At 68.8% G+C, this 11800-nt stretch carries 7 protein-coding genes; 6 read left to right on the top strand and 1 reads right to left on the bottom strand.

What is annotated here, in order from left to right:
- Positions 1-18: 18 nt before the first annotated feature.
- Positions 19-2577, bottom strand: coding sequence for a glycoside hydrolase family 32 protein (locus SLINC_RS42895; RefSeq protein ID WP_067443817.1), 2559 nt, complete (start codon positions 2575-2577; stop codon positions 19-21).
- A gap of 550 nt (positions 2578-3127) precedes the next feature.
- Here SLINC_RS42895 and SLINC_RS42900 point away from each other — a divergent pair.
- The 6 genes from SLINC_RS42900 (at position 3128) to SLINC_RS42925 (ending at position 11765) form a co-directional block, all read left to right on the top strand.
- Positions 3128-4135, top strand: coding sequence for a LacI family DNA-binding transcriptional regulator (locus SLINC_RS42900; protein WP_067443818.1), 1008 nt, complete (start codon positions 3128-3130; stop codon positions 4133-4135).
- 379 nt (positions 4136-4514) lie between these two features.
- Positions 4515-5813: an extracellular solute-binding protein gene (locus SLINC_RS42905; RefSeq protein WP_067443819.1), complete on the top strand. Its 1299-nt coding sequence runs from the start codon at positions 4515-4517 to the stop codon at positions 5811-5813.
- A gap of 42 nt (positions 5814-5855) precedes the next feature.
- Positions 5856-6833 (top strand): carbohydrate ABC transporter permease, encoded by a 978-nt coding sequence (locus tag SLINC_RS42910; RefSeq protein ID WP_237282022.1) that lies wholly within the window; start codon positions 5856-5858, stop codon positions 6831-6833.
- 6 nt (positions 6834-6839) lie between these two features.
- Positions 6840-7727, top strand: coding sequence for a carbohydrate ABC transporter permease (locus SLINC_RS42915; protein ID WP_067443821.1), 888 nt, complete (start codon positions 6840-6842; stop codon positions 7725-7727).
- A gap of 167 nt (positions 7728-7894) precedes the next feature.
- Positions 7895-10192, top strand: a complete 2298-nt coding sequence (locus SLINC_RS42920; RefSeq protein WP_067446451.1) for a glycoside hydrolase family 3 N-terminal domain-containing protein — start codon at positions 7895-7897, stop codon at positions 10190-10192.
- A 100-nt stretch (positions 10193-10292) separates the two neighbouring features.
- Positions 10293-11765 (top strand): glycoside hydrolase family 32 protein, encoded by a 1473-nt coding sequence (locus SLINC_RS42925; RefSeq protein WP_067443822.1) that lies wholly within the window; start codon positions 10293-10295, stop codon positions 11763-11765.
- The last annotated feature ends 35 nt before the right edge of the window (positions 11766-11800 follow it).

Below are 11800 nucleotides of genomic sequence, written 5' to 3' on the forward strand. Positions count from 1 at the left end.
CGCACGGGCCCCGGCTCGTCACCGCCAGATGGACCCCAGCTGCCACGCCCGCATGTGGTCGAGGGTGGCGGTGCCGCCCTCGGCGAAGACCTCGACGCCGGTGCTGGAGGGGTCGGGGAAGATCTGGTCGGTGATCACTGCCTCGCCGTTGCCGCCGAAGACCTCGACGGACGACCAGTCGACCAGGATCCGCAGCTTGACCTTGCCGTTCTTGGCCTTCAGTGGTGCGGTCTGGACACCGGGGAAGGTGCTGTTGAAGTCCCCGGCTCCGGAGCGGGTGCGGTCGACGTACAACTCCTGCGTCGTGGTGTCGTAACCGATGACGGTCTCCTCGCCGCCCGCGCCGGTGCGCACCTTCAGGCCGAAGCGGTCGGCATCCTTGAGAGAGAAGGTCGCCTCGATGTCGAGTGCCTTGCCCTTGGCCGTGGGGCCGGTCAGGGGCTTGGAGGTGCTCTTGACGGTGATGTCGGACGCCGTCGCCGGGCGCTTGTTTCGGAGGGACTCCAGGCTGCCCACCGGCTTGCTGGTCAGCCGGATACGGCCGTCTACAGTGCGCAGGGCCATCTCCCGCGGAACGCTCTGCGCGCCGCGCCAGGGGGAGGTGGGGACGGACTGGCCGTAGTCCCAGTTGTTCATCCAGCCGATCATGTAGCGCTTGCCGCCCGGCGCGTCCTCCCAGGACACCGCCGCGTAGTAGTCCTTGCCGTAGTCGGCCCAGTCGGCGCGCTGTACGACGGACTTGGCGGGCTTGTCGGCGGCGGTGAACCGGTCGGCCATGACGTGGCCCCAGCCGGCGGTGTTCCTGTCGACGACCTGGATCTGCGCCTTCTTGCCGGCGTACGGGCGCATGTCGAAGGAGGCCCAGTCCAGGGTCTCGCTGTCGGCGCCGGACGCGCTGCGGACCACCTGGCCCTCGACGAGCAGGTTGACGGACGTCTCCTGGGAGACGCGCCGGGCCTGGCTGTCCGACAGCACGATGTGGTCGACGTTGACGTGGCCCCAGCCGCCGGTGTTGTCGTCGACGATCCTGATCCGCGCCTTCTTGCCGGCGAGGTCGCTGACGTCCCAGGAGGCCCAGTTGAGTGCCTCGGCGTCCTTTCCGGTGGCGCTGCGGACGGCCCGGCCGTCCACGAGGAGCTCGACGGCGGTCGGGTTGTCGGAGTCGGCCGGGTGATTGCCGCCGCCGATGAGGAAGTTGATGCGCTTCTTGTCGATGGTGAACTCGGGTGACGTGAGGGTGCCGGTGGTGGAGTCGCCGTTCCGGAAGGTGTTGACCAGCCCGTCTCCCAGGAAGCCGGAGACCTGCCCCTGGCCGGGGAGGGTGCCGGTGGCCGGTGCGGTGCCGAAGGCGTCCCCGGTCGCTGTCCAGCCGCCGTACGTTCCGCCTTCGAAGTCGGCGAGGACCGTGCCCTCGGGTGGAGTGCTGTCCATGACGGTCCCGGCCTCGTGCGGATGCCGCCCGCCACCGATCTTGAAGTTCAGGTAGGGGCTGTCGACGGTGAAGGAGGGGGAGCTGAGGGTGCCGGTGGCGCCGTCACCGCCGTGGAAGCTGTTGGCGAGGCCCTTGCCGTCGAAGCCCTCGACGGCCCTCTGCCCGTCCACCGCCCCGGCTGCCGGTCCCTGGCCGAACGCGGTGCCCGTGCTCGACCACGTGCCGAAGCCGGTGCCCTCGAAGTCCTGCACGACCTTCCCGGTGGGCGGGGTGTAGGTGCCTTTGTCGTCGGCGGTGAACTTCTTGCCGTCGAAGTCGCCGATGAAGTACTGGGCGGCCGAACCTCCCGCGATACCACCGGGGTTGATGTTGACGACCAGGACCCACTTGATGTTCTTCCTGTCCCCGTCCACGGCGAGGGGGAACAGGTCGGGGCACTCCCACACGCCGCCCGTCGCACCGGCCGGTCCGAAGTCGCTTTGCAACTCCCAGTCCTTGAGGTTCTTCGACGTGTAGAACCGCACCTTGTGCTCGGCGGACAGCGACACCGTCATCAGCCAGCTCTTGGTCGGCGCGTACCACTGGACCTTGGGATCGCGGAAGTTGTCGGAGCCGATGTCGATCACGGGATTGCCCTGGTACTTGGTCCAGGTGCGACCGCGGTCGGTGCTGTAGGCGAGCGACTGTGCCTGCTTGCCGCCGTTCTTGTAGGCGCTGGTGTAGATCGCCACCATGGGCGGGTTCTTCTTCGTGCCGAAGCCGGTGGTGTTGTTCCAGTCGACGACCGCGCTGCCGGAGAACACCATCTCCGCGTCGTCGTGCGACAGGGCGAGCGGCAACTCCTCCCAGTGCACGAGGTCCTTGCTCACCGCGTGCCCCCAGGACATGTCGCCCCAGGTGTTGCCGCCCGGGTTGTACTGGTAGAAGAGGTGGTATTCGCCCTTGTAGTGGACGAGCCCGTTGGGGTCGTTCATCCAGTTCTTCTGCGGAGTGAAGTGGAACTGGGGTCTGTAGGTCTCGGTGTAGGCCGGGGTGTCGGCGGCGACGGCCTGGGGGGCCAGCGGGGCTGCGGACAGGGCGCAGACGGTCGCGACCGCCGCCATCATCCGTATGCGGGCATGCCGGGATACGCGTGCAGAGGTCATGGTCTCTCCTAGTCCCGCGGCCGTCCACGCAGCGGTGACTGCGGCTTCTGCGCGACGGACCGAAAAGTGCACCCCAGGCCGATGCGGGCTTCCGTGCCGCCGGCCGAGGGTGTCATCGTTGACTTGTGTCATCGATGACAGCGAGTGCCCGATTATGCAGCCCAATCGGGCCTCCGCGTCAACGGTCCGGGCGCGATTGCTCTGGCATGACCGGCAGTTCACCGGCTGTCGTCGGTGGTTGCGAACCGCGCCGACCCGTTGGCAGTGGCGGTCTCGGGTTTGGTGACCGCCCAGGTCAGAGGGGTGGGGTGGGGGCCGTCCGGCAGGCTTCGCCCTCATCGTCGACGCCGAGACGGGCCGGTGAACGAGTTGTTTCCGGCCTGTTGACCGGTCGGGCCTTTCAGTGCTTCACTGCCGGAACCGCTACCGGAACCGGTTCCGGAACCGATTTCGGAACCGATTTCGGTACCGGTTCCACGGGGCTCTGTACGATCGGCCCTCGGTGCGGGAGGGAAGTCTTCCGCCTCTGCAGGAAGGGAGGGGAGGTGACATGGGAGTCACTATCGCCGACGTGGCCGCGCGGGCCGGGGTCAGCAAGACGACGGTCTCGCGGGTGCTGAACGGCAAGGGCGAGATCAACGAGAACACCGTCTTGAAGGTCCGCAAGGCGATATCGGAACTCGGTTATGTGCCGAGCGCCGGGGCAGTGGGGCTCGCACGCGGCACGACACAGATGATCGGCATGCTGGTCCCCGACTTGGCCTGGGCCTGGGCCGGCATAGTGCAGGCGGTCGTCGAAACGCTGGAGGCCGAGGGCTTCGGGCTGCGGATCCTGACCTGGAACCGCGGTGAGGAGTCACTGCGCAGGCTGGGTCTGCAGGTCGCCGCCAAGTCGTTCGACGGGCTGCTGGTGATAGAGCCCGAGGGGGCCCTGGGATCCATCACGGAACTGCACGAGGCCGGACTGCCGGTGGTGCTGATCGACGACCGCTTCCAGCGGCCGGGATTCCCCTACGTGGCCACCACCAACCGGGAGGGTGGTGAGCAGGCGGCGCGCCACCTGCTGGACCTCGGCCGCCGTCGCCCTCTGGTGGTGACCGGTCCTGATGAGTACGGGTGCACGCAGGAACGGCTGGGCGGCTTCGTCGACGCGTATGCGCAGGCCGGGATCGAACTCGACCCCCGCAGAATCATCTGCGGCGACTTCCTGTTCGACGACGGCCGGAGCGCGGTGGCGCAAGCTCTCGCGGACGGCGTGGAGTTCGACGCGGTCTTCGGGCACAACGACCCCTTGGCAGCCGGCGTGATCGCGGCCCTGCACGAGGCCGGCCTCGGGATTCCGCGGGATGTCGCCGTGGTGGGGTTCGACGACGTCGAGGTGGCGTCGTACACCTATCCGGCGCTGACCACCATCCGCCAGCCGATGCGGGAAATGGGTGAGGCGGCGGCCCGTCTGCTGCTCGACCACGTGCGCAGATCGCCGGATGCCGCCCCCTCACGCATCGTTCCCACCAGCCTCGTGGTCCGCGGCTCGACGTTAGAGCCGAGCTCGAACTGACGCGGCGTCATCGCGATGAGCGAATGACGGCGCCTCGCGGCCGGGCGGTGTGTTGCCGGTGACGCACCGCCCCCCGCCTCTTTGAACATCGGCGAACCTCTTTGGGCCTCGCCTTCCTCACACCTTGTGGCGGCTGCGCCTGCGTTCACGCGGCCATGCCCACATGCACCTTCCGCCCGCGCGTTCCCGATCCGGGACACCGAAGGGGCGCCTGGCACACCCGCCCGGCCGCCACCCACTCCGCGTCGGACGCTCCCACCGCGACCCGCGAGGGACCGCCGACGCTGCCCACTTGTGGGCCGGCCCATCCGGGCGTCCGCCCCTTCCTACCCTTCGCCGCCCCCCGCGCCTGTCTCGCTCAACGGCAAGGAGCCGCATCATGCGTATCACTACCCGTCACGCTGTCAGAACCGTCCAGACCCTGTGCGTCACCCTCACGGCAGTCCTCGTCGCCACCGGCTGCGGCCGGAGCGAGGATTCCGGCCCCGGCAACGATGCCCCCGCCGAGATCGGCGCGGGCAAGGCCAAGGGGACGGTGGTCATGTGGGCCCTGGGTGACCCCGACGAAGACCTGAAGGAGCTGGCCAAGAAGTTCGAGCAGGAAAACCCGGACGCGGACGTCAAGATCACCGCGGTCCCGTGGGACGGTGCCCACGACAAGCTGACCACCGCGATAGCCGGCGGTAACACACCGGACATGTCCATGGTGGGCAGCACCTGGATGGCCGAGATGGCCGCCTTGAACGGCTTCCAGGCCACCCCGACGTCGATCAAGTCCTCGGACTTCTACCCAGGCCAGTGGGACACCACCAAGTACAAGAACACCTCGTACGGCGTCCCGTTCATCGCCGACACCCAAGCCGTCTACTACCGGACCGATCTCACGGCGAAGGCCGGCATCAAGGGCGCCCTGGCCGGCGACTGGGACGGATACCTGAATGACCTCAAGGCCATCCAGGCCACCGCCGGCAAGGAGAACCCCAAGCTGCGCCACGCCAGCGGGCTGGTGATGGGCTTCAACTCCTGGATCTTCTGGCTGCCGATGGTCTGGCAGCAGGGCAGTGACATCTACGACGCCAAGACCGGAACGTTCACCTTCGACACGCCCGAGGTCGCCAAGGCGCTGGAGAACTACGCAAGCGTTCCGAAGCAGGGCCTCGCGCCGACCGACAGGGCGGACAACGTGCAGAGCTTCCAGGACGGGCTGACCGCCGTCTACCAGGAGGGCGCGTGGGCCGGCGGCACCTTCCACAAGGACTCCCCACAGCTGGACGGCAAGTGGAAGACCATGCCGATGCCGTACAGCAAGCAGCCCGTCGGGTTCGCCGGCGGCACCGACCTGGCGGTGTTCAAGGACGCCAAGAACCCCGACGCGGCATGGAAGTTCGCCCAGTTCCTGACCGAGCCCGCCAATCTGGCGACCTATTCCAAGGCCACCGGCAGCCTGCCTCCTTCGCCCCAGGCGTGGACCGAGGGGAAGCTGACCGAGGACGAGAACCTGAAGGCGTTCGCCAAGCAACTGGAGGTCAGCAAGGCGCCGCCCGCCATCACGACCTGGCAGCAGATCGCCGACACCATCGACTCCGAACTGGAGAAGCTGACCCTCGGCAGGTCCACCGTCGCCGAGGTGCAGAAGACGCTGCAGTCCAAGGCCACCAGCATCGGCACCGGCCGCTGAGCGCCGGCGCGTGAGTATCCCTCGTACGGACGGATGACATCCATGTCCACGAAAACGCTCCCCGAGCGGGGCGACACCCACGAGCAGGGCACCGCAGGGCCGCAACAGAACACCGGTCGCCGGCGCTTCGCGGTCCGGGGCACGGCGCGCGGCAGGCAGGCCCGGGCCGCCTGGCTCCTCGCCGCCCCGTTCCTCGCGCTGTTCGCGGCCTTCATGCTGCTGCCGGTCGTGTGGTCGCTGCTGATGGGCCTGACCGACACCAAGAGCGCGGACCTGCGTACGCCGCTGAACGTGTCGTTCGTCGGCTTCGACAACTACGTACGCCTCTTTGAGGACCCGCAGTTCTTCACGGCCCTGCGCAACACGGCCGTGTTCGTCCTGGTGGCCCTGCCCCTGACCCTGGCCGCCGGGCTCGCGGCGGCGGTTGCCCTCGACCGGGGCATCCGCCGCTTCCGGGCCGTCTTCCGGGTCGGCTTCTACCTGCCGGTGATCACCAGCATCGTGGCCGTCGCCGTGGTGTGGAAGACGGTCCTGGAACCTCGTGCGGGACTGGCGAACCTCGTCCTGGGCTGGTTCGGGATCGACGGTCCGGCCTGGCTGGCGGACACCCGCTTCGCTCTGCCTGTCATGATCGTGATGGCGGTGTGGCGCAACCTCGGCACGGTCATGATCATCATGCTGGCGGGTCTGCAGTCCGTGCCCCAGTCCCTGATGGAGGCGGCCGAACTCGACGGCGCCGGGCCCTGGCAGCGGTTCTGGCGGGTCACCTTCCCGCTCCTGCGGCCGGCCCTGCTGCTGACCGCCGTGACCACCGGCATCGGCTATCTGCAGTTCTTCGACGAGCCGTTCGTGATGACCGATGGCGGACCGCTGGACTCCACCCTGTCGGCGACGTTGTACGCGTACAAGCAGTTCGGCAACGGCAACTACGAGATGGCGTCGGCCGCCGGCTACGTCATCTTCGTCCTCATCGTCGCGCTGACCGTGCTGCAGTTCCGCGTCCTGCGAGACAAGGACTGATGCCTCATGAGCACCCTCTCCACTCTCCGAAGGCCACAACCGGGCACGGACCGCGCCCTGAGGCGCCGCCGCATCCGCCAGAACTGGGGCCGGCCCTGGCTGTACATACCGCTCGTCGGCGCCCTGCTGCTGATGATCGCGCCGTTCCTGTGGATGCTGTCCGGGTCGTTCAAGCCCGAGGCCGACATCCGCAGAGTCCCGCCCGTCCTGATACCCACGGCGCCGACGACCGCCAACTACGGTGAGCTGTTCAGCACGCTCGACTTCACGAGCATGTTCGCCAACTCCGTGATCGTGGCCGTCGCCGTCACCGCCGGGAACCTGATCTTCTGCTCGATGCTCGGATACGCCCTGGCCAAGCTGGAGTTCCGCGGACAGCGCGCCGTTTTCCTGCTGGTCATGGGGACGCTCATGATCCCCGGCCTGGTCACCTTCGTACCGCTGTACGTGCTGGTGGCCAACATGCAGCTGACCGGCTCACTGCTCGGGCTGATCCTGCCGTTCCTGGCCACGCCCTTCGGGGTGTTCCTGATGCGGCAGTTCATCTCCACCCTGCCCGACGAACTCATCGACGCCGCCCGCGTCGACGGCTGCCGCGAACTGGCCATCTTCGCGAAGATCATCCTTCCGCTGACCAAGCCCGCCCTCGCCACCCTCGGGATCATCACCTTCCTCGGCTCCTGGAACAACTTCCTGTGGCCCCTGGTCGTCGCCCAGAACGAGAGCCAGTACACCCTCCCCGTCGGCCTCGCCCTGGCCAGCAGCGGACAGTCCTTCACCCGCTTCGGCATCCTGCTCGCCGGCGCCATGGTCGTCCTGCTGCCGGTGATGATCGTCTTCCTGCTCTTCCAGCGCCAGTTCGTGGCGGGCATCGCCACTACCGGACTGAAGTGACACTCCGGCTCCCGCCCCGCCGCCCCATGCCGTACCGGTCCCGCCCGGAGCGGCGGACGGACGGCACGCGAGCCCCGCCGCGCCGGGCGGCAAGGTTCGCGCGACGAAGCACGCACCGTCGCCCATCAACTCACCTGTCTGTGACGACTCATCTCTTGGAGAACACCGTGGGACAGCCGGTCCACTCTGCCGCGTACCTGGATCCGGAAGCGTCCGTGGAAGCGAGAACCGACGACTTGCTGTCCCGGATGACCCTGCCGGAGAAGGTCGGGCAGCTGCTGATGCTCGACGCACAACACGGGGACCTGGCGGACATCGTGTCGGCCAAGCTGGCCGGGGCAGTCCTGCATGTGTCTCCCGACCTCATGCCGCAGGCCATGGATCTGGCCCGGCGGACACGGCTCGGCATACCGCTGCTGACAGCCGACGACGGCATCCACGGCCACTCGTTCTGGCCGGGGGCGACCATCTTCCCGACCCAGCTGGCCATGGCCTGCACCTGGGACCCCTCCCTGCTCCACCGAGTTGCCCGAGCGGCCGCGACCGAAATCGCGGCGACCGGAATCCACGGGACGTTCTCCCCGGTGCTGTGCATCACCCGGGACCTGCGCTGGGGCCGGATCAACGAGACGTTCGGCGAGGACCCGTTCCTGATCGGTGAACTCGGGGCGGCGATGGTGCGCGGCTACCAGGGCGACGGCCTCAGCGACCCGACCGCCGTGCTGGCGTACGCCAAGCACTTCGCGGGCTACTCCGAAACCCTGGGCGGGCGCGACGCGAGCGAAGCCGATCTCAGCCCGCGCAAGCTGCGCTCGTGGTTCCTGCCCCCCTTCGAGCAGGCGGTACGGGCCGGCTGCCGCGGCTTCATGCTCGGCTACCAGTCCATCGACGGGGTGCCCATCACCGCGCATCGGTGGCTGATCAACGACGTGCTCAAGGGCGAGTGGGGCTTCACCGGCACGCTGGTGACCGACTGGGACAACGTCGGCCGGATGGTCTACGACCAGCGGACCTGCGCCGACTACGCCGAGGCGGCGGCGGTCGCAGTCACCTCCGGGAACGACCTCATCATGGCCACACCGCAGTTCTTCGAGGGCGCCCAGGAGGCGGTCGCCCGCGGCCTGATGGAAGAGAAGCAGATCGATGACGCGGTACGGCGGGTCCTGCGGCTGAAGTTCGAGCTCGGGCTTTTCGAGAACCCCCGCGCCCCCGACCCCGAGCGGCAGGCGCAGGTGATCGGCTGCCGCGCACACGCCGACCTCAACCTCGAAACCGCCCGACGCTCCTTGGTGTTGCTGCGCAACGACGGTGTCCTGCCCCTCGAAGGCGGGCTGACCTCGGACGGAACCGGCCGCGCCGCGAGCCGGGACAGGCCGCGGACGATCGCGGTCATCGGCCCCAACGTCGACAGCACGCAAGCCATGCTCGGCGACTGGGCGGGCGCCACCGGCCAGGTCCCGTGGATGCCCGAAGGACATCCACGCGAGTCGGTGGAGACGGTGCTCGACGGCCTGCGCGCCGTCGCACCGGCCGACTGGACCATCACCTACGCCCGCGGAGCCGACATCGAAAGCCCCGCCTCCGACTCCGAGTGGTCCCTCGGTCCCGACGGCCAACCGCAGCCGGCTGTTTTCACCCCCGCTCCGGTCGACCGGGCACAACTTCGGGAGGCCACCGCCGCCGCGGAGGCCGCCGACTACGCCGTCGTGGTCGTGGGGGACACCATCGCCCTCACGGGCGAGGTGCGCTCCACGGCCACGCTCGACCTCCAGGGAGGTCAGATCGCACTGCTGGACGCGGTCGCCGCCACCGGCACACCGATGATCGTCGTACTGGCCCAGTCCAAGCCGAGCACCCTCCCGGAGTCGGCACTGAACGCGGCAGCCCTCATCGAGGCGTTCAACCCGGGCATGCGCGGCGGCCGCGCCGTCGCCGAACTGCTTCTCGGACTCGTCGATCCCAGTGGCCGGCTCCCGGTCTCCTTCGCACGTCACGTCGGACAGCAACCGGTCTTCTACAACCAGGTGCGAGGCCAGCACGGGAGCCGCTACGCGGATCTCACACAGGACCCCCTGTTCGCGTTCGGCGAGGGCCTCACCTACACCACGGTCACCTACTCCGACCTGGTCGTGCACGACCCGGAGGTCTCCGCCGACGGCACCGTCGACGCCACGGTGCGGCTCACCAACAGCGGCAGCCGCAGGGCCGTGGAAACGGTCCAGGCGTACGTCAGTGACCTGACCACCAGCGTCACCTGGGCCGAGCAGGAGCTGAAGGGTTTCACCCAGGTCGACATACCTCCCGGCGAAAGCCTGGACGTCCGCATCAGCATCCCCGCTGCCCAGTGCTCTCTCGTCACAGCCGACAACCGCCGAGTGGTCGAACCAGGCGAGTTCGCACTCCGCGTCGGCCCCAGCTCACGGCGGGAGCAGCAGCTGAGCGTGGAATTCCGCATCCGGACCTGAAGGCCGCACACAGGCTTGAAGACCACCGCCCCGTCGGCCCGCCGCCCCGCGAACCAGAGGGCCGGCGGGGCGGTCCCCTGTCATACCGAAAGGCACGCGTGTGTCCACCCCACCCCGCGATCCACACTTCCCCGTCGCGCACCTGCGCCCGCCCCGCAACTGGATCAACGACCCCAACGGGCTGGTCTTCCACGACGGCCACTACCACGTGTGCTACCAGTACAACCCGCACGGCGCGACTCACGCCACCATGCACTGGGGCCACTTCCGCAGCCCCGACCTGCTGACCTGGGAGCCGCTGCCGATCGCCCTGTCCCCGAACCCCGATGGCGTGGACGCCGACGGCTGCTTCTCCGGCAACGCCGTCTCCGACGGTGACCGGCTGGTCGCCTTCTACTCCGCGCACCGCGAGGACCGCTCGTTCCAGCACCAGCCGGTCACCTGCGCCGTCTCCCACGACGGCGGCAACAGCTTCCGCCCGCGCGGCGAACTGCTCATCCCCGAGCTGCCCGAGGGCTGCACCATGTACCGCGACCCGTACGTCTGGCAGAACGGCGACGACTGGCGGATGCTGGTCGGCGCCGCTCTCGCGGACGGCCGCGCCGCCGCCCTGCTGTACGACTCGTCCGACCTGGAGACCTGGACCTACCGAGGGCCTTTCGCGGCCCGCCATCCGGAGCCCATCGGTGGCACCGACCTGCTCACCGGGGAGGGCTGGGAATGCCCGCAATACCTCCCGGCAGCCGACGGACGCGGCGCCCTCCTGATCAGCACCTGGACCGAACCCACCGGTCCGCAGAGCGTCGCGGCCCTGATCGGCGAAGAGCATGACGGCCACTTCAAGGCGGGCTCAGCGGGACCCGTAGACCACGGCCCCGACTGCTACGCCCCCGCCCTGCTCTGCGCACCGGGCAACCGGTGGCTGCTGTGGGGCTGGTCATGGGAAGCCCGCGACGAAGCCTGGGCCGTCGCGGACGGATGGGCCGGCGTCTTCACAGTGCCCCGCGAGATCCATGTCCACGACGACGGCACGCTGCGCCAGCAGCCCGCCAACGAGCTGCTCGCGCTGCGCGGCGAGCACACCATCCACGCCGCAGGAGCGACGCACGGCACGCAGCCGGTGGACCTAAGCAGCGTGGGCCGAGCCTTCGACCTGACGGCCCGCCTGGAGCCGACGGGAAACGCTGCTCTGCGGCTGCTCACCACCCCGGACGGCTCCGAGTACCTCGACATCCGCCTCGATGCCGACGCAGGCGAACTGGTCGTCGACCGCGACCACGCCTCACTGGACACCCGGGCCCACGGCGGCTCCTACCGGATGCCCTGCCCAACCGACCGGCCCGTCGATCTGCGCGTGGTCGTCGACCACTCCATCGCCGAAGTCTTCCTGACCACCACCGGCCAGGTTCTCACCCTGCGCTTCTACCCCACAGGGCAGAGCTCCTGGCGACTGCAAGCCCGCACCGCACCGGGTACGCACCTCGGCTACGCGATCGACGCCTGGGAACTGCATCCGCTCGTGATCAAGGAGCCGAGCACCGGCACCGCAGAGCCGGCGCCGATGTCGCCGTAGAACCGACTCCAACCGGTCGATCCCCCACCTCGGCA

The organism is Streptomyces lincolnensis (assembly GCF_001685355.1).
Taxonomy (GTDB): domain Bacteria; phylum Actinomycetota; class Actinomycetes; order Streptomycetales; family Streptomycetaceae; genus Streptomyces; species Streptomyces lincolnensis.

Excerpts from the sequence above, each read along its gene's own strand:
- SLINC_RS42900 (WP_067443818.1), top strand. The coding sequence starts at position 3,128 with ATGGGAGTCACTATCGCCGACGTGGCCGCGCGGGCCGGGGTCAGCAAG.
- SLINC_RS42915 (WP_067443821.1), top strand. The coding sequence starts at position 6,840 with ATGAGCACCCTCTCCACTCTCCGAAGGCCACAACCGGGCACGGACCGC.
- SLINC_RS42910 (WP_237282022.1), top strand. The coding sequence starts at position 5,856 with ATGTCCACGAAAACGCTCCCCGAGCGGGGCGACACCCACGAGCAGGGC.
- SLINC_RS42905 (WP_067443819.1), top strand. The coding sequence starts at position 4,515 with ATGCGTATCACTACCCGTCACGCTGTCAGAACCGTCCAGACCCTGTGC.
- SLINC_RS42895 (WP_067443817.1), bottom strand. The coding sequence starts at position 2,577 with ATGACCTCTGCACGCGTATCCCGGCATGCCCGCATACGGATGATGGCG.